At 38.2% G+C, this 20,334-nt stretch carries 10 protein-coding genes; all 10 read left to right on the plus strand.

Features of this window, described 5'->3' with window-relative positions:
• The first annotated feature begins 1,234 nt into the window (after positions 1 to 1,234).
• The 10 genes from IIF7_RS18530 (at position 1,235) to IIF7_RS18575 (ending at position 20,330) form a co-directional block, all read left to right on the plus strand.
• A complete protein-coding gene (locus tag IIF7_RS18530) occupies positions 1,235 to 4,267 on the plus strand; it encodes a SusC/RagA family TonB-linked outer membrane protein (protein ID WP_084843175.1) in 3,033 nt (1,010 codons plus the stop codon).
• Between the two features lie 11 nt (positions 4,268 to 4,278).
• Positions 4,279 to 5,745, plus strand: coding sequence for a RagB/SusD family nutrient uptake outer membrane protein (locus IIF7_RS18535; RefSeq protein WP_084843176.1), 1,467 nt, complete (start codon positions 4,279 to 4,281; stop codon positions 5,743 to 5,745).
• A gap of 394 nt (positions 5,746 to 6,139) precedes the next feature.
• Positions 6,140 to 7,111, plus strand: a complete 972-nt coding sequence (locus tag IIF7_RS18540; RefSeq protein WP_176219003.1) for a LacI family DNA-binding transcriptional regulator — start codon at positions 6,140 to 6,142, stop codon at positions 7,109 to 7,111.
• Between the two features lie 111 nt (positions 7,112 to 7,222).
• Positions 7,223 to 9,607 carry a glycoside hydrolase family 95 protein gene (locus IIF7_RS18545; RefSeq protein ID WP_245801675.1) on the plus strand — a complete coding sequence of 795 codons (2,385 nt, stop codon included), beginning with the start codon at positions 7,223 to 7,225 and terminating at the stop codon, positions 9,605 to 9,607.
• Positions 9,600 to 12,212, plus strand: coding sequence for a xylan 1,4-beta-xylosidase (gene xyl3A / locus IIF7_RS18550; RefSeq protein ID WP_084843178.1), 2,613 nt, complete (start codon positions 9,600 to 9,602; stop codon positions 12,210 to 12,212). The genes IIF7_RS18545 and xyl3A overlap by 8 nt, the downstream gene beginning before the upstream one ends.
• Before the next feature lies 1 nt (position 12,213).
• A complete protein-coding gene (locus tag IIF7_RS18555; RefSeq protein ID WP_084843179.1) occupies positions 12,214 to 14,904 on the plus strand; it encodes an alpha/beta hydrolase-fold protein in 2,691 nt (896 codons plus the stop codon).
• A 7-nt stretch (positions 14,905 to 14,911) separates the two neighbouring features.
• Positions 14,912 to 16,024, plus strand: coding sequence for an alpha/beta hydrolase-fold protein (locus IIF7_RS18560; protein WP_084843180.1), 1,113 nt, complete (start codon positions 14,912 to 14,914; stop codon positions 16,022 to 16,024).
• A 14-nt stretch (positions 16,025 to 16,038) separates the two neighbouring features.
• The gene (locus tag IIF7_RS18565) at positions 16,039 to 17,196 is read left to right on the plus strand and encodes an alpha/beta hydrolase-fold protein (RefSeq protein ID WP_245801676.1); all 1,158 of its coding nucleotides are present in this window, start codon (positions 16,039 to 16,041) and stop codon (positions 17,194 to 17,196) included.
• A 53-nt stretch (positions 17,197 to 17,249) separates the two neighbouring features.
• Positions 17,250 to 18,998 carry a glycoside hydrolase family 43 protein gene (locus tag IIF7_RS18570; RefSeq protein ID WP_139801367.1) on the plus strand — a complete coding sequence of 583 codons (1,749 nt, stop codon included), beginning with the start codon at positions 17,250 to 17,252 and terminating at the stop codon, positions 18,996 to 18,998.
• A gap of 21 nt (positions 18,999 to 19,019) precedes the next feature.
• On the plus strand, positions 19,020 to 20,330 hold the full coding sequence (locus IIF7_RS18575; RefSeq protein ID WP_084843183.1) for a glycoside hydrolase family 43 protein: 1,311 nt from the start codon (positions 19,020 to 19,022) through the stop codon (positions 20,328 to 20,330).
• Positions 20,331 to 20,334 lie beyond the last annotated feature (4 nt).

Here is a 20,334-nt window from a genome sequence, read left to right on the forward strand (position 1 = left end):
TTCGCTTTTAAGGGAAGCTTACAGCATTTCTTCTATACATCCTCGGCAAGATTTGAACCATAGATTTATAAATATTGGTTTTTCAGTTTTTCCTCCAATTGTTATAGAATTTCCATTCAGTAGGTTGAATTTATGCGGCTCTATTTGCATTCCAATTTTTTTAAAATCAGCTGATCGCTTTATATACTTTTTTCCTATCCTTAATATTTAAATGATTGAATTAAAGAATCACCTTTTTCGGTCATTTTTGTAAATCGAAATCTAAGTGACACTCTTTCTTTAGTTGTATCAGGAATTAATTTCATATTTAGTTCATCAAATTCTACTTTGCTTAGAATTTCACCTGTGAATTCATTTTGATAGTACTTTGACTCTGGTCTTTCCTTATTACAACCCTGTAGTATTAGGCAAAATATTATTATGCTAAAAATTTTTAATTTCATATATCTTGAATTATTGCAACCAACGGCAGTTTGTCTCAAAACTACCTGCTTTGGTTTTAAAAATAGTTGAAATTAGGATTGAAAACAAAATTTATACTATGATCAATATTTTTTGTAGTGCATTCGATAAAAGCTTTATTCATTCTTATAGAAGCTTTAATATACTTCTTGAAGGTTGGAATTACTATATTAGACTGGACATAGAGTTGAATGAATATTATTGTAAGTTGTTACTTAGAAATTATGAGACGTAAAGCCAAACACTACACTTTGTTAGTCATGCCTTCAGCCCAAACGAGGCTTTGATCGTAAAGATTAATAATAGCGTATATATTTCCTTTAGTACAGGCTTCAAAAAAATTATTAATACGAATCATCCATTTATTTTTCAATTTTATAATTGTAAAAGGTTTTAAGGACTAAGCTCAACATTTGGATTGGCCAGGCATGAGCATAATATCACCGGTATTAGCAACCATTTTAGTTTTTTCCCAAAGATTACTTTCTACTATTGAGGTATAGATAGAAAGAAGAATTTATGAAATCGATTGCATAAATTTTTAGAATTTTATTGCTATCTATATAGATGAACTCTTTTGATGATTTAATAATACATCATTTTTTATAGTTTAAAATTATTTTTTATCAGTAAAAGATGGTTTTATTTGATAATTAATTTTTAAATTATTAAACTTGTAGTCATTAAAACTATTAGTTGCGCTTGTAAATCTATTTTTTTTTAATTATTAAAGCAATCGATTTCGTGATTCTAACCATTTAAAATTTTTATTATGGGGAAATATTTATTAAAATTTAATTTTCTGATGTTTTTGTTTTTCTGTCAGTTAGGTCTTGCACAGGATGGCATTGTAACGGTATCCGGAATAGTTGAAGACAATGCTGGTCCGTTACCTGGTGTGAACGTTATTGTGAAAGGGACAACGCAGGGTGTTACCACAGATTTTGATGGTACATATGTGCTTGAAGATATACCTAAAGGATCTGTACTTGTATTTAGCTACTTAAGTTATAAAACACAGGAAATTCCGTTGAATTCCAAGACTGAAATTAATGTTACTTTAGAATCTGATACGCAATCGTTAGAGGACGTTGTTGTGGTTGGATATGGTACTCAAAATCGTTCGGAAGTGACAGGCGCCATTTCTTCTATTGATTCGGAGGAGATTGCCAGTGTTCCAGTAGCAACGGCAGATCAGGCACTACAGGGAAGAGCTCCCGGAGTAAACGTAGTAAATAGCGGTGCACCAGGAAATTCGCCTGTAGTGAGTATTAGAGGTTTGGGAACGCCTAATAACAATAGCCCTCTATATGTTATTGATGGTATTATTGCTTCTGGGATGGGAGATCTAAATCCGAATGATATAGAAAATATTCAGGTGTTAAAGGATGCTGCAACCACAGCGGTATATGGCTCTAAAGGTTCCAATGGTGTGGTTCTAATTACGACCAAAAAAGGTAAAGGCACTCAAAAAGCATCTCTGAACTTTGATGCTTACTCGGGGGTTAATTTTATAAGTTCTCGGTATAACGTATTAAATACTCAACAGTATATACAATATTTGGACGAATTAGATGCTACACCTCCAAGGGTTTCAGATTCTCAATATACAGATTTTATAAATAATGATACAGACTGGCAAGATGAAATTTTTAGAGCCGGTCTTATGCAGAGCTATAATTTAGCGCTTTCTGGAGGGAACGAAAATAGCAACTATCGGTTTTCCGGAGGTTATCTAGAGCAGGAAGGTGCTATGATTGAAACGGGATATGAAAGATTCAATTTTAGAGCCAACAGTAATTTCACTTTTGGCAATTTAACTATAGGAGAAACTTTAGGTGTTTCTTTTGATGAACAAAACCCTGAAAGAGATAGTGGAGGACGTTCGATTATAGAACATGCTATTAAAATTGCTCCTTATCTACCTGTTTATAATCCAGATAACTTAGGAGGTTTTCAGGGGCCCAGTAGTTCTATTGATGGTCAGGATGCAGAAAACCCGGTACGAGTTCAAAGCATAGGGAACGCAAGTAATAGCTCTGTTAATGTCATAGGAAGCCTTTTTGCAGAATATGAGTTTTTCGATAAAATAAAGTTTAAATCTCAGGTAGGTCTGGATTACAGTAACTTTAAAAATACCAACTTTATTCCTTCTTATAACGATGATGAAACATCTACAAATAGTACTCCTTATGCGCAGATAACCAAAAATACAGGAATATATCAATCCCTAACCTATACCAATAGCTTAACCTATAAAGATTCTTTTTTAGAAAACCACAATATTGAATTTCTATTACTGTCTGAGCAGCAAACGATTAAAAATGAGTCTATCAATGCCAGTAGTAGAAATGAAATTTCAGATGAAGTAGAACAATTGTCTTTAGAAGGAGCCAATCTCGGTTCAAGCTCTGCAGAGTATGTGCGTATCGGTTACTTGGGAAGGTTAAACTATAATTACGATAAGAAGTATCTCCTTGCATTCGCGCTTAGAAGAGATGCATCTTCAAGATTTGGTAAAAGTAACAGATGGGGATGGTTTACCTCTGTATCTGCTGGATGGAACTTGGGCAGAGAGCGTTTTATGGATGGTTCCATATTTAACAACTTAAAACTTCGTGGTAGTTGGGGAACTACCGGAAACGATAATATAGGAGATTATCGATATAGTTCAACCCTACTTACTAATTTTATCTATCCAATTGCCGGTAGTCCGGTTCAGGGAACTACAGCGAATGGTTTGGGAAATGCTGATTTAAAATGGGAAGAAACTGAGATGAGAAATGTAGGTTTAGATGTAGGAATTAATAACAATCAGTTTACACTTTCCTTCGAATATTATAATAACAAAAGTGATGATCTTTTAATTGATCGTCCATTAGCATACTCTTTAGGTTATAATGATCCGGTTATTACTGAAAATGTTGGCTCTGTTAAAACTCATGGTTTAGAAGCCAACTTAGGGTATAATGATTATGATGGTGATTTTACATGGTCTGCTAATCTTAATTTTGGAACTAGTAAAAATGAAGTGATATCGCTTGGTGGAGTTCCTGCAATACCGGGAGCCAATTTTGAAGGAGAATTTGTATCACGAATATCTGTAGGGGAGCCGCTATTTTATTTTTATGGATATAAAACTGACGGAATATACCAGACACAAGAGGAAATTGATGAAGTATTAACGGCTAATCCAAACCAAACCGCTGTTAAGCCTGGTGATGTTCGTTATGTCGATCTAAATAATGATGGCCAAATTAATTCCGACGATAAAATGAAAATAGGAAATCCATATCCTGATTTTACTTATGGATTTAATTTTAGTGCGAATTATAAAAACTTTGACTTGAATTTATTTGTAAATGGTTCGATAGGTAATGATGTATTTAACACCAATATTTACGATTTAGAAGGAATGACAAGAACATTTAATGCCGGCACCCAGGTATTAAATAGGTGGACTGGTCCGGGTACCTCCAATAGTATTCCCAGAGCACTAGGAGCCACTCAAAACACGAACGCTTCAGATCGATATGTTGAAGACGGTTCCTACTCCAGATTAAGAAACTTAGTAATAGGATATTCTTTTCCTTCAGAATTATTCAATGATACATTTTCAAAATTTAGAGTCTATTTAAGTGGGCAGAATTTATTGACCTTAACAGATTATTCTGGCCTTGATCCAGAAATTGGACGTATTTCACTTAATAATGGAGCAGCAAGAGACAATTTCGAGCTTGGTATAGACCGCGGTAATTACCCTCAACCAAAATCTGTTCAAATTGGTCTTCAAGTTGCATTTTAAAAATTAAAGTTATGATGAAAACATATAAAATTACAGTAATATTTATTTCTGTTTTATTTTGGATTTCTTGTGATACAGACCAATTAGAGCAGAACAATCCGACACAACTTTCTCCTGAAACATTTTTTAAGAATGAAGCGCAGGTAAGGGCCTCAGTAAATGCAGTATATGCCAGTCTGCAAACTATCGGTTCATATAGTAGAAATTATTACTATATGATGGATAATATGGCTCATGATAATGCAGCTAATATACAGCAGGAGGCCAATAAAATTATATTCTTGGATTTTTCTTTTGATGCGAGTTCAGAATTGGTGAGAGCGTTTTGGGATAGTGAATTTAGAGGAGTTAATAAAGCCAATTTTGTAATTGCCAACTCAGATAGAATTAATGAAATTCCAAATTCACTTTTAAGTCAGGAAGTGAAAGATAAATACATAGGCGAAGCCAAATTTCTTCGTGCGCTATATTATTTCAATTTAGTGACAAGATTTGGAGATGTACCGTTAATTACCACTATTCCAGAGGAAGGTAAGGGATTTCCAAGAACGGCTGCAGAAGAAGTCTATGCACAAATTATCACCGATTTAAAGGATGCTTCCCAGACCTTGTTGCCCAAAGCTGAAGAAGAAAACGGAAGAGCTACCCGCGGTGCAGCCTATGCATTACTTGGAAAGGTATATTTATATCGTGAAAATTATGCAGAGGCCATGCAGGCTTTTGAAAATGTATATGGGAATTATGCATTAGCCGATAATTATTATGACAATTTTAAAGCAGAAACAGAACATGGTCCCGAGGCGATTTTTGCGGTTGAGTATGATGAGTCTATGCCCAACGGTGCTTTTTGGAATTCTGATGTAAATGGTGAAGGAGGAAACGAATCAAGTTTGAGAGGTCAGTCTTATGGTTTGTTTGATTGGTTTAATGCATATCCATCGGATGAATTGAGGGCTGAATTTGAAGAAAACGATCCTCGTTTTGATGAAAGTTTTTATGTTGTGGGAGATACTTATGCCGGTGGTCTTATTGAGGAGATCCCACTAGATAGACCTGCAGGTTGGAGAAAATATCAAAATTATTATAAAAGAACCAATGAAAATCTACAATCTGGTATCAATATGAATGTAATTCGATATGCCGATGTATTATTGATGATGGCTGAAGCGAGTAACGAGCTGGGAAATCAGGATCAGGCAATAGATTATATTAATGAGGTAAGAGATCGTGTAGATATGCCATTGTTAGCAGATGGACTTAGTCAGGAAGAAGTTTTTGATGCTATAGTCCATGAAAGAAGAGTAGAATTGGCTGGAGAACAAGTACGTTTTCCGGATTTGGTAAGATGGGGTCTAGCAGAACAGGAATTAAGCCAATACGGCTATCAGGAAGGTATCCATAACCTTTTCCCTATCCCTGAAGTTGAATTAAATACGAACGATAATATTAACAGTGGAGACCAGAATAATGGTTACTAATAAATAAACAGGCAGGTTTTGAAGTCCTAAACTTCTAGAAGTAGCTATAGAATAAGTCGAGAATAATTTACTCTTTAAGGTGTCGTCGATCTAATATATTGATACTGGACTCTGGTGATTAATACTACTAAGACCTTTATAAATTTTATTCTTAAAATGTAACAGGCTTGAAAGTTATTGTTACATGAGGGCATTTATTTTTATACCTAATCCATTAATTTAGTTTTTATACTCAACATATATTTTTGAAAGAAGAAAGGATATCTAATATTTCTAGTACTAGCGATATTTGCTTTACTAAAAGTAATTAGTAGATATTCAAAATTTTTACAGCATTTAATCATAAGATGTCCCTTGTTCTTGGATGGATTTTAAAGTAAACAGTTGTTTCCTAATGGATGAATCATTAACCCTTACAAAGCTATCGGCGATTTTGAATCTGTCGAAAGGCACCATTTCTAAATCCCTCAATGATAGTGATGAAATAAGTGTTACCATAAAAGAAAGGGTAAGGAAAATGGCCGCAACTTATAATTATAGCCCAAACGAAAATGCATACGGTTTAAGCCCTCAGCGAAGTAGAACTATAGGTGTTATTCTCCCAAAAATAACAAGGACATTTTATGTAAAAGCCTTAGAAGCTATAACGGCTCAATCCAACAAGTTGAGTTATACTGTAATAGCTCTTTTCTCGGAAGAATCTCAAGAATTGGAAAAACAAAATGTGGAATACCTGATTCAGAAAAGAATAGATGGAATTATTATAGTTCCAACTATTGAGACGCAGATTTACAAAAAAACAGATCATCTAAAACAAATTTTAAATAAGAAAATACCTTTAATTATTTTCGACCGAATTATCCCAGAAATGGATTGTGACCAGTTAGATATAAATAATTCATTCTTAACAGAAAGGGCAACTTTAGATTTAATTAGGTCGGGAAAAACTAATACTTTGTTTATAACCAGAGGCCGGGGAACAGCTTTAGATGAGTTGAAAAAGCAAGGTTATCTAAAGGCTATAAAGCAGAACAGAGTCCAAAGTCATTTCTTAGAATTCCATAAGGAGGATGATCACAAGACGTTTAAGACTAAAATTGAGTCCTTAAATATTAACGGAATTATACTTTCTGATGAATCATTAACTCATCAAGTCTATCAAAGTGTTTTGAAGTGGGGCTATAGAATTCCGGAGGACATTACAATTATTGCATTTAGTAGTAGGATCCAGCAAGAATGTTCTCTGAACAGGGTACTCACAATCGATCAAGATACATCGGTGTATGGTAAAAAAGCAGTCAATTTATTGTTTCATCGGATGGAAAAAAGTTTTGTAAATCAAGATTTTCAGATTTATAAAATGTGATACTATTTAAGGGGACTATTTATGAAGACAGATATGAGGTATAAATACTGGATTTCTGCAATTATTATAATTTATGGGATATCAAAAACTTATTCTTATCAAAACTCTCTCATGACATTAAATTACGATGAGTCTGCTAAAGTTTGGGAGGAAGCGTTGCCGGTGGGGAATGGCCGTTTGGGAGCAATGATTTTTGGCAGAACATCTACCGAGACTATTCAATTAAATGAAGAAACTGTTTGGGCCGGGGAGCCCGGAAATAATGTGGTGACGCTAAGTAAGGAGCACCTGCAGGAAATCAGGCAGACCATTTTTAAAGAAGACTATCAGAAGGGGCAGCAGTTAGCAGATAAATACCTTTTTAAAAATGATAATAACAGTGGAATGAGCTACCAGACGGTAGGCAATCTAATTCTTAATTTCCCTAAGTCAGATGCTGTTCAGGACTATCATCGCGATTTAGATATCAGTAAAGCCCTTAGCGCGGTTACTTATAAAATTGGTGACGTTAAATATAAGCGCCGTATCATCTCCTCTTTTACAGACGACGTGATCATGCTAGAGCTCACAGCTAGCAAACCAGGCGCCATCTCTTTTGAAATGAGACTGGAAAGTCCGCAAAAAAAACACGCCGTTAGGATTAAAAATGATGCCGTGTGGCTTTCGGGTACTTCCTCAGATCAGGAAAATAAAAAGGGGAAAGTAAAATTTATTGCAATCGCAAAACCTAAAATCGAAGGGGGAAAAATTGTAGCCACAGATAATAGCTTAAAAATCACAGGAGCTAACCGTGCCACAATCTACATTTCTATCGCTACTAATTTTAAAAACTATAAAGATCTTTCGGAAGATGCAGAAAGCAAGGCCGTTAGATTATTAAACTCGGCGTATAAAAATGAATTTGATAAGTCTCTAAAGACCCACATTGCCAGGTATGAGGAATACTTTAACAGGGTACAACTCGATTTGGGAACTTCAGAAGCTATAAAGAAGCCAACGAACATTCGGCTTCGGGAATTTAATGAAAATCACGATCCGCAGCTTATCGCACTATATTTTCAGTTTGGGCGCTATCTTTTAATTTCTAGCTCGTTACCTGGGACACAACCTGCCACTCTTCAGGGGATCTGGAATAAAGAAATCAATGCCCCCTGGGACAGTAAATACACGGTAAATATCAATACCGAAATGAATTACTGGCCTGCAGAGGTGACTAACCTTTCAGAAATGCATAAACCCCTTTTTGGTTTAATTAAGGATATTTCTGAAACCGGGAACGAGTCGGCTGAAAAAATGTATCATGCCCGGGGATGGAACATGCACCACAATACTGATATCTGGAGAATTTCCGGAGTTGTAGATCCGCCTTTTTATGGGTTATGGCCACATGGTGGAGGTTGGCTGAGTCAGCACTTATGGCAACATTATTTGTTTACAGGTGATACCGAATTTTTAAAAGAAGTCTATCCTGTTTTAGAAGGCGCCGCATTATTTTACAAAGATATCCTACAACAAGAACCCATTAATAAATGGATGGTGGTCAATCCTTCTAATTCTCCCGAAAATGGACATCCTGAAGGTACAAGTCTGGCTGCAGGGACGACCATGGGAAACCAGATAGTGTATGATGTTTTTTCAAACATTCTGGAAGCTTCCCTAATTTTAAATAAGGATAAAAAATTTACCGACAGTATTAAAAATACGATTCCAAATCTTCCCCCTATGCACATTGGCAGGTGGGGACAATTACAGGAATGGATGAAAGACTGGGATCGGCAGGACGATAAACATCGTCATGTTTCGCATTTATACGGACTTTTTCCTTCTAATCTTATTTCTCCTTATCGTACTCCAAAATTATTTGTAGCCGCGAAAAATTCTTTACTGTCTCGAGGTGACGAATCTACCGGATGGTCTATGGGTTGGAAAGTGAATTTATGGGCGCGTCTTTTGGACGGTGACCATGCGCTGGCACTTATTCACGATCAGTTAACCCCAAGCAGGCAGGCAGACCATGGTGAGCATGGAGGAACGTATCCCAATCTTTTCGATGCGCATCCACCATTTCAGATCGATGGAAATTTTGGGTGCACTGCAGGAATTGCCGAAATGCTGTTACAAAGTCAGGATGGCGCGGTTCATATTTTACCGGCGCTTCCTTCTACATGGAATAAAGGAGAAGTAAAAGGATTAAAAGCCAGGGGTAATTTTGAAATCGATATCGCCTGGGAGGAAAACAAACCAGTTAAAGTGAAGATCATTTCAGCCATCGGTGGAAATTGTAGATTACGTTCCTATTATCCGCTTTCCGGTGATGGATTAAAAAAAGCTACCGGTATAAATCCTAATCCGCTTTTTAAACTTCCCCAGACTAAAGAGCCACTCATCTCTTCAGAAGCAACTATAAAAGCTCCTGAATTACAAGCGGTCTATGAGTATGATCTGGCGACTGAAGCAGGAAAAGAATATATCATAAAACTTGCGAACAATGAATAATATTAGACTAAAAACTAGTCTTGTTTTTGTAGCTTTTATGCTTATTGGGATGTTGGTTTCTGCCCAGCAAAAGCCTTATCAAAATCCTAATTTAAGTCCGGAAGAACGTGCCGAAGATTTAGTGAACCGATTAACATTAGAAGAGAAAGCCTCTTTGATGTTTGATGTTTCTGAAGCAATTCCCCGTTTAGGAATTAAAAAGTTTAACTGGTGGAGTGAAGCTTTACATGGTTTTGCCAATAACGATGATGTTACGGTTTTTCCCGAGCCGGTAGGGATGGCAGCATCTTTTGATGATAAACTGGTGTATCAGGTTTTTGATGCAACTTCAGATGAAGTCCGTGCTAAATACCACGAAGCACTGCGTAACGGAGAAGAGAATAAACGTTTCCTGAGCCTTTCGGTGTGGACACCCAATGTCAACATTTTTAGAGACCCGCGTTGGGGACGCGGGCAGGAAACTTATGGCGAAGATCCATACCTGACGTCAAGAATGGGAGTTCAGGTCGTGAAAGGATTACAGGGGCCAGAAGATAGGAAATACAAGAAATTACTGGCTTGTGCTAAACATTATGCGGTCCATTCGGGGCCAGAGTGGAGCCGTCATGAACTTAATCTAAATAACGTATCCCAACGAGATCTCTGGGAAACCTATCTACCGGCTTTTAAAGTGTTGGTAAAGGATGCCAATGTGCGCCAGGTAATGTGCGCTTACCAGCGTTTAGACGATGAGCCCTGTTGCGGCAATGATCAGCTACTTCAGCAAATATTACGGGAAAAATGGGGTTTTGAGCATCTTGTGGTTTCAGATTGTGGTGCCATACAGGATTTTTATACCTCACATAATGTATCATCAGATGCGGTGCACGCCGCAGCAAAAGCTGTTCTGGCCGGTACAGATGTAGAATGCCAGTGGGATAATCATAATTATAAATTATTACCAGAAGCTGTAGAAAAAGGTCTGGTAAAAGAAGAAGATATCAACAGGAGTGTAAAAAGAGTATTGATTGGCCGTTTTGAACTTGGTGAAATGGATCCCGATGAGATTGTTCCTTATGCCCAGATTCCTGCATCGATAATCAATAACGAAGAACACCGTCAGCTGGCTTTAAAAATGGCCAGGGAATCCATGACACTTCTTCAAAATAAAAATAGTATTCTTCCGCTTAGCAAAACTCAGGATAAAATCGCGGTGATAGGACCCAATGCCGATGATGCACCAATGCTTTGGGGAAATTATAACGGTACACCGGTGAGAACGATAACGATATTGGACGGAATTGCTTCAAAAGTTGAGGAAAATAACATTGTTTACAATAAAGCCTGCGACCTGGTAGAAGATAAGGTTACACAAAGTTATTTTTCTAAAATTTCTTATGAGGGAAAACCGGGTTTTAAAGCTACCTATTGGAATACTCCAGATTATAGCGGGGAAGTAGTGGCTACCCACCAAATTGTAAATCCCATAAAACTTACCACCGCGGGGCAACACGAATTTGCATCTGGTGTTAAACTTGAAGGTTTTTCCGGGAAGTTTGTGACAGAATACATTCCCGAAAAAGATCAGGAAATTATTTTCAATTTTGGCGCTACAGGTCATTTTGAACTTTTTGTAAACGGAGAATCCTTAAGTACCTACAATAACTGGCGCACATTGCCTTCTAAACTTCCGTATAAAGTTGAAAAAGGGAAAAAGTATACAATCGAAATTCATTATGCACAGCTAAATAACTGGCAGGCGAATTTAGAATTCAATTTTGGAAAAGAAATTCCCGTAAATTATAAGGATCTTCTTAATAAACTAGAGGGCATTGAAACCGTAATCTTTGTCGGCGGACTTTCAACCAAACTTGAAGGAGAAGAAATGCCCGTTTCCTATCCAGGATTTAGAGGTGGTGACCGTACAGACATAGCACTTCCTTCAGTACAACGAAACTGTTTAAAAGCGCTAAAGGAGGCAGGGAAAAAAGTGGTTTTTGTGAATAACTCCGGTTCAGCCATAGGTCTGGTGCCAGAAACCACCACTTGCGATGCTATTTTACAGTCATGGTACGGCGGGGAATCTGGTGGGCAGGCGGTAGCCGATGTGCTTTTTGGGGATTATAATCCTTCAGGAAAATTACCCGTAACTTTTTATAAAGATACCACTCAACTTCCAGATTTTGAAGATTATTCCATGAACGGGCGTACTTATAGGTTTATGAAAGAGGAACCACTTTTCCCCTTTGGACATGGTCTTAGTTATACCAGTTTCAAAATTGGTAACGGCCAGCTTGAGAAAACCGAAATAGATACTTCTTCATCGGTTAATATTACCATTCCGGTTAGTAATGAAGGGGAAACTGAAGGTGTAGAAATTGTACAGGTGTATATTCATAAACAAGGTCTTGAAGAAGGCCCTATTAAAACCTTAAAAGGATTTAATAGGGTAAATCTAAAGCCAAATGAAACAAAAAATGTAACGATCAACCTGCCATCAAATTCTTTTGAATTTTATGATAACAAAGCACAAACCATGAAAGTAATGCCGGGCGTTTATGATATTTTCTACGGAAATTCTTCAGATGACAAACAGCTTAAAAAAACAGAATTAAAAATTCACTAATATGAAAACCAGAAGATTTTTACTTTTTTCTCTGCTGATTCTGGCGTTTAGCGCCAGGGCACAGGATCCCAATTTTCATATTTATCTGGCTTTCGGTCAGTCTAATATGGAGGGGCACGCCAAAATTGAACCTCAGGATACCCTAGCTATTAGTGAGCGCTTTAAAGTTTTATCGGCAGTAGATTGCCCAGATCTGGATCGTAAAAAAGGAGAGTGGTATACGGCCAAACCGCCACTGTGTAGATGTAATACCGGGTTGACTCCCACAGATTATTTTGGTAGAGAGATGGTAGCAACCCTTCCAGATACTATTAAGGTGGGAATTATAAATGTTGCCGTTGGCGGTTGTAAAATCGAGCTTTTCGATAAAGAAAATTATAAGTCGTATGTAGATTCGGCACCGGGATGGCTTAAGAATATGGTTAAGGAATACGACGGTAACCCCTATAAAAGGCTTGTCGAAATGGCTAAAACTGGTAAAAAAAGAGGGGTGATTAAAGGAATCCTGTTGCATCAGGGCGAATCGAATACCGGTGATACTCTTTGGCCACAAAAAGTAAAAGGAGTTTATGATAACCTGATTAAAGATCTAAAACTAGATCCCAAAAAAACACCTTTACTCACTGGTGAAATGGTTAGCAAAGAAGAAGGAGGCTCATGCGCCAGCATGAATGATATTATTGCGAAGCTTCCTGAAGTTATTCCTAACGCTTATGTGGTTTCTTCTGAAGGGTGTACAGCCGTGAACGATCATCTGCATTTTACGGCTGAAGGTTATAGAAAGCTAGGAAGACGTTATGCCGAAAAAATGCTGGAGGCGAAAGGTTTTGAAGGACTGGAAAAAGAAGCGCCAAAAGGTTTTGACCAGAAAAGAGACAATATTGCCCACGGAAAGCTGGAAAGTATCAGTTATAAATCGAAAACCGTTGGAACTACACGAAAAGCACTAATTTATACTCCGCCTAACTATTCAGAAAATAAGAAGTATCCGGTGCTTTATTTATTGCACGGTATTGGTGGCGATGAAAAAGAATGGCTACGTGGTGGGAATCCGCAGGTGATTCTCGATAATTTGTATGCTGACGGAAAAGCTGAGCCTATGATCGTGGTGATGCCTAACGGAAGGGCAATGAAAGACGACCGCGCCCTTGGAAATATATTCGATAGTACCAAAGTTGCTGCTTTTGCCAATTTTGAAAAAGATTTGCTAAAAGATCTTATTCCTTATATAGAAAAAAAATTTCCTGTGAAGAAAGATCGGGAAAACCGGGCGATAGCTGGTCTTTCCATGGGTGGCGGACAAACTTTGAATTTTGGGCTTGGAAATCTCGATACTTTTTCCTGGGTAGGCGCTTTTTCTTCAGCGCCAAATACCAAAACGCCAAAAGAGCTGGTTCCCGATCCAGACAAAGCCCGCGAAAAATTAAATCTTTTATGGATTTCGTGTGGTAACAACGATAACTTATTGCGCTTTAGCGAGCGAACCCATGAATATCTGGTGAAAAATGACGTACCCCATATTTATTATATCGAACCCGGTGTACACGATTTTAAAGTATGGAAAAACGGACTCTACATGTTTGCCAAAATGATATTTAAACCGGTAGATCAATCGAAATTCAACGATTACAGTCTGTTAGGAAAACCCGCTTCCACCAATGTAGGCAACGCTCAATATCCGCAGATTTTACCTAATGGGCGTGCAGTTTTTCAGGTAAAAGCTCCAGAAGCCAGAGACGTGAAAGTAGATTTGGGGCGTAAATACGATATGGATAAAAATAAAGACGGGATCTGGAAAGTTACAACAGATTCACTAACTGAAGGCTTTCATTATTATTCTATTCTTATTGATGATGTTCCCGTGGCCGATCCTAATAGTGAAACTTTTTACGGAATGGGAAAAATGGCCAGCGGGATAGAAGTTCCGTTTGCCGGGGATGAGTATTATGCTTTAAAAAATGTTCCTCATGGTGATGTTAGAATGGAGCAGTATTTCTCACCGTTATTAAACAGCTGGAGAACTTTTTATGTTTACACCCCACCTGGTTATGATAACAATACCGATAAAGAATATCCTGCCCTTTATTTATATCATGGCGGTGGTGAAGACGAACGTGGCTGGGCACAGCAGGGAAAAACCAATCTGATTCTTGATAATCTTATAGCAGAAGGAAAAGCAAAACCTATGCTGGTAATTATGCCAGACGGGAATATGCCGGTTTCAGCCTTTGATGAAAACGGATTGAAAATGTTCGAAAATGAATTACTTAAGGGACTGATCCCTCATGTTCAGGAAGAATATCGCGTTATCGACGATGCAGACAGCAGAGCATTGGCCGGTTTATCGATGGGTGGTATCCAGACACTTTATGCAGGTATCCCAAACACCGATCATTTTTCATCGCTTGGTGTTTTCAGTTCAGGTTGGATTGGCAACAATAACGGGATTGCCGAGGCGCAGTATAGCTATATGAGTGAAAACGCAGATAAGATCAATAAAGATCTTGATCATTTTTATATTTCCGAAGGTGGAAAAGAGGATATCGCCTATAAAAATGGTAAAAAAATGATGTCAAAATTCGATAAAATGAATATCGATTATACTTACAATGAATATCCTGGCGGCCATGCCTGGCCGGTATGGAGACACGATTTATATATGTTTGCCCCTCTTTTATTTAAAAACCAATAAGCAAATTATGAAACATAAGATGTTAGTTTTTGTGGCTATCCTGCTTTGTTATTCCGGCTTCTCACAAAACCCGCAGCAGGAAATTAAAGAAGACTTTAAGCCTTCTTCTAAAAATCAGCCTGGTCAAGAATATCCCCAGGTGAACTCTCAGGGTTATGCCCGTTTCAGAATTGTAGCTCCCGCGGCCGACAGTGTTCGGGTGAGCTTGGGATTAGGCGGCCAGGGAGGTACCAAACTCGAAAAAAACAAAGAAGGAGTCTGGATGGGAACTACGGCAGGACCTATGGACGAAGGTTTCCATTATTATCACGTAAATGTAGACGGAGGTACCTTTAACGATCCGGGCGCAAAAAATTATTACGGCTCGGTTCGTTGGGAAAGCGGTATTGAAATTCCAGCGCAGGATAAGGAATTTTATGCTTTAAAAAATGTTCCTCACGGTCGTGTTCAGCAAATTCTTTTTCCATCACCAAGCACCAATACTTCACGTCGCGCTTTTGTGTATACTCCTCCCGGATATCTCGAACATACAGATAAAAAATATCCAGTTTTATACCTACAGCATGGCTGGGGTGAAGATGAGACCGCATGGAGCAACCAGGGACACGCCAATCTTATTATGGATAATCTTATTGCGGAAGGGAAAACAGCACCTTTCCTAATCGTAATGACATACGGAATGACCAATGAAATTAAATGGGGCGGATTAAAAGACTTCGATATTAAACATTTTCAAACCGTTTTGGTAGATGAACTTATTCCTTATGTAGATCAAAACTTCCGTACCATCGCCGATGAAGAACATCGCGCCATGGCCGGTCTTTCTATGGGCGGTATGGAAACCAAAATGATCACTTTGAACAAACCAGAAGTATTTTCTCATTATGCCCTTTTAAGTGGCGGTACCTATTCACCTAAAGATTTACAAAATCATAAAGATCTGAAACTTGTTTTTATTAGCTGCGGAAGTAAAGAACGTCCCGAAGCAGTTAAAAATTCAGTAGAAGAACTTAAGGCTGCCGGATTTAATGCGATTAGCTATATTTCTGAAGGTACAGCCCACGAATTCCAAACCTGGCGACGCAGTTTGCATAAACTGGCACCTTTATTATTCAACTAGAAGATATGAATCCAATGCAACTCATAATAGTCATTTTGCTTGGCATTTTTTCTTTATCGGTTTCAGCACAAACTAATGATAAGGTAAAAGAAGATTTTCAAGCATCCTCGGTAAATCAGCCGGGAAGAGAATTTCCGAAAGTAAACGCTGAAGGTCGCGTAAGAGTCTGCATTGAAGCTCCGCAGGCCCATAAAGTGCAACTTGATATTGGCGGGGTAAAATATGACCTCGAAAAGAACGAAGAAGGAGTTTGGACGGGAGAATCTGCTCCGCAAGACGAAGGGTTTCATTATTATCAGCTGAATATCGATGGTGCGTCTGTTCCAGATCCCGGTTCAAAATATTATTACGGGGCGGGCCGATGGGGCAGTGGTATTGAAATTCCCGCTCACGATATGGGGTTTTATGCGATGAAAGATGTAGCACATTGCAGTATTACTGAAAATATTTATTTTTCTGAAATCACTAAGGACTGGCGCCGCAATTTTGTGTACCTGCCACCCAGATATTTTGAAAATTCAGAAAAGCGTTACCCGGTACTTTATCTTCAGCATGGCAGCTATGAAGATGAAACCGGATGGGCTTCTCAGGGACATACCAATCTAATTCTGGACAATCTTATCGCTTCTGGTAAAGCTAAAAAGATGATTGTGGTTATGGATAATGGCTATGCCTACAAACCGGAAGCAATGCAAATTGCTAAGAATGGCTATCCAAAATCTTCTTTTGAAGAAGTCCTTATCGAAGAGGTTATCCCTAATATCGATAAAAAATTCAGAACAAAATCCAGCAGGGAAGATCGTGCCATTGCCGGACTTTCCATGGGTGCCAATCAGACGATGAGAATCATAATGAATAATTTGGATCTGTTTGCCTACTACGGTGGTTTCAGTGGAACATCAAATTATCCCGGGAATGAAAAAATTGATCCTGAAACATTTCTGAACGGTGCTTTTAACGATGCCGATAAGGTCAATGAAAAGCTCAAAGTACTTTGGCTTGGGCTTGGTACCAGGGAGCCCGAAGTGTTTTTTAAAACTGTAGGCGATTTTAGGGAAATGGCAGAAAAGAAAGGGATCAACTATACGTTTTATGAGTCACCAGAAACGGCACACGAATGGCTTACCTGGCGCAGATGTTTACATCAGTACGCCCAATTATTATTTAAATAAAAGAAATACAAGTACAAAAGTTTATAATTAAATTAATACAAGAACTCGAGAGCATGAAAAAACCATTTAAATCACCATTTTACAAGTACAGCCCCGCACTTATTTTAATGACCTTACTGCTGTTCTCATTTTCAGGAAATAAAAATGATAATGAACCAAAACCCAAAAGAGCAACTAACGAACCGGTTTTTTTAAGTGCTACTTACAAAGGTGAGGATGAGGTTTATAAGAAATATCCACTAAAAGAAGGAGAATTCTATAATCCGATACTTCAGGGAACCTATCCAGATCCTGCCATTTCCCGCAAAGGAGATGATTATTATATGGTTTGTTCCTCTTTTGCCATGTTCCCGGGGGTACCTATTTTCCATTCTAATGATCTGGTAAACTGGACACAGATTGGGCACGTATTAGACCGAACTTCCCAGCTGGACGTTCATGATACCGGAATAAGTCAGGGAGTTTATGCACCGGGAATCACTTACAATGAAAATAACGATACTTTTTATATGATCACGACAGCCTTTGCCGGTGGAGCAGGAAATATCGTGGTAAAAACCAAAGACCCTATGAAGGGCTGGAGCGAACCTTACAAACTAAATTTTGCCGGGATCGATCCATCTATTTTCTTTGATGATGATGGTAAAGCTTATGTGGTACACAACGATGCGCCAGAAAAAGCACTTTATCAGGGACACCGAGTGATTAAAATCTGGGAATACGATGTAGAAAAAGATCAGATTGTTGAAGGAACCGATAAGGTTATCGTAAACGGCGGGGTAGATCTTGAAGATAAACCCATCTGGATAGAAGCACCGCATGTCTATAAAAAAGACGGACTTTACTATTTAATGTGTGCTGAAGGTGGTACCGGTGACTGGCATAGCGAAGTTATTTTTGTAAGTGACAACCCAAAAGGGCCTTATGAGCCTGCACCAAGTAATCCTATTTTAACCCAGCGTTATTTTCCCAAAGACCGTGAGAATATGGTAGACTGGGCTGGGCATGCCGATATTGTTAAAGGACCAAATGATAAATATTACGGTGTTTTCCTTGCCATTCGACCAAATGAAGCAGGGCAGGTAACTACCGGAAGAGAAACTTTTATTTTACCTGTGGACTGGTCAGGAAAATTTCCGGTTTTTGAAAAAGGACTGGTACCTATGGAACCAAAACTTGAAATGCCAGCAGGTGTAGAGAACCACACCGGGAAAGATGGATTTTTCCCTAATGGGAACTTCACTTTTACAGACGATTTCCAGGCAGATACCCTGGATTATCGATGGATAGGCCTACGAGGTCCAAGAGAAGCTTTTATGAAAAAAACTAAAGACGGACTTCAGCTTGAACCTTTCGCGACAAATATTAATGAACTGGCTCCAACGTCTACCTTGTTCCATCGCCAGATGCATAAAAACTTTAGCTTTATGACTAAGATGAAGTACAAACCTAAGTCTGCTGAAGATATGGCCGGAATAACCTGTTACCAGAATGAGCGTTTTAATTATGCCTTCGGGATTACCCGAAAAGACAAGGATTATTACCTGCTTTTGGAAAGAACCGAAAACGGTGAATCTAAAATTATAGCAAGCAAGAAAATTGATCTGGATAATCCTTTTTCTCTAAAAGTACAGGCTAACGGAGATGAGTACGAATTTAGCTATGCGCTTGATGGAGAGCAGTATCAAAACCTGGGTGGGAAAGTATCCGGGGATATTCTTTCTACAGATGTGGCTGGAGGTTTTACAGGTGCGATGGTTGGGCTTTATGCCACTTCTGCCAATGATGCTACACCAAATTAATCTTATATTAAATTGAAAATTTTGAGCATATTGAATAATGCTGTGACTGTATTTGCTATCATTTTGGTTACTACAGCCACAGCTCAAAAACCAATCGTTCAAACCAAATACACCGCAGATCCTGCACCAATGGTGTATAACGATACTATTTTTCTCTATACTTCGCATGACGAAGATGATGCAGAAGGCTTTAAAATGTTGGATTGGCTGTTGTACACCTCTACAGATATGGTAAATTGGACAGAACATGGAGCGGTAGCTTCCCTAAAAGATTTTAGTTGGGCGCCGCAGGATAATGGCGCATGGGCTGTACAGAGCATAGAAAGAGACGGTAAATTCTATCTTTATTGCCCTATGCACGGCAGCGGTATTGGAGTTTTAGTTTCCGATAGTCCTTATGGTCCATTTAAGGACCCCCTGGGAAAACGACTAATTGATACCGATCATATCTGGAATGATATAGATCCTTCTCCGTTTATCGATGACGACGGGCAGGCCTACCTTTACTGGGGAAATCCTGATGTTTATTATGTGAAGTTAAATAAAGATATGATCTCTATTGAAGGAGATGTTATAAAAATCAATTCAAAACCAGATAATTACCAGGAAGGCCCATGGGTTTGGAAACATGATGACCATTATTATATGGCTTATGCTTCTACCTGTTGCCCAGAAGGTTTAGGTTACGCCATGAGTGACTCGCCCCAAGGTCCCTGGGAATACAAAGGGATGATTATGGATGCAACCGAGAAAACAAGGGGAAATCATCCCGGGATTATCGAATATAAAGGGAAATCGTATGCATTTGGTCACAGTTATGATATTCTTAAAAGCAAGACTTCAACCTTTTATGAAAGACGTTCTGTAGATGCTGCTGAAATGAAATATAATGAAGATGGAACCATTCAGAAAATTCCTTACTGGAATGATAAAGGTCCTGATCAAATAGAAAACCTGAATCCTTTCCGAAGAACAGAAGCAGAAACTATGGCGTGGAGCGAAGGCGTTAAAACTAAAAAAGAACAGGATATGATTTATGTCACCTCGATTAACGATGGTGATTATATTATGGTGACGGGAGCAGATTTTAAAGATGGAGCCTCAAAATTCAATGTTTCAGCACAGTCTTTTTCAGGAGGAAGCATAGAAATACGTCTTGATTCTAAAGAAGGAAGATTGATAGGAACCAGCAAAATCGATAAAGCATATGATAGTTGCAAAATATATAATTCAGATATAGAAAAAGTAAGAGGAATTCACGATATTTTCTTCGTTTTTAAAGGAAAAAGCGGTGAATTATTTCATCTGGATTACTGGGAATTTCAAAAATAAATAA

Origin of the sequence: Zunongwangia atlantica 22II14-10F7, assembly GCF_002094855.1 — a bacterium.
Classification (GTDB): domain Bacteria; phylum Bacteroidota; class Bacteroidia; order Flavobacteriales; family Flavobacteriaceae; genus Zunongwangia; species Zunongwangia atlantica.

Excerpts from the sequence above, each read along its gene's own strand:
- xyl3A (WP_084843178.1), top strand. The coding sequence starts at position 9,600 with ATGAATAATATTAGACTAAAAACTAGTCTTGTTTTTGTAGCTTTTATG.
- IIF7_RS18565 (WP_245801676.1), top strand. The coding sequence starts at position 16,039 with ATGCAACTCATAATAGTCATTTTGCTTGGCATTTTTTCTTTATCGGTT.
- IIF7_RS18570 (WP_139801367.1), top strand. The coding sequence starts at position 17,250 with ATGAAAAAACCATTTAAATCACCATTTTACAAGTACAGCCCCGCACTT.
- IIF7_RS18530 (WP_084843175.1), top strand. The coding sequence starts at position 1,235 with ATGGGGAAATATTTATTAAAATTTAATTTTCTGATGTTTTTGTTTTTC.
- IIF7_RS18555 (WP_084843179.1), top strand. The coding sequence starts at position 12,214 with ATGAAAACCAGAAGATTTTTACTTTTTTCTCTGCTGATTCTGGCGTTT.
- IIF7_RS18540 (WP_176219003.1), top strand. The coding sequence starts at position 6,140 with ATGGATGAATCATTAACCCTTACAAAGCTATCGGCGATTTTGAATCTG.
- IIF7_RS18535 (WP_084843176.1), top strand. The coding sequence starts at position 4,279 with ATGATGAAAACATATAAAATTACAGTAATATTTATTTCTGTTTTATTT.
- IIF7_RS18560 (WP_084843180.1), top strand. The coding sequence starts at position 14,912 with ATGAAACATAAGATGTTAGTTTTTGTGGCTATCCTGCTTTGTTATTCC.
- IIF7_RS18545 (WP_245801675.1), top strand. The coding sequence starts at position 7,223 with ATGACATTAAATTACGATGAGTCTGCTAAAGTTTGGGAGGAAGCGTTG.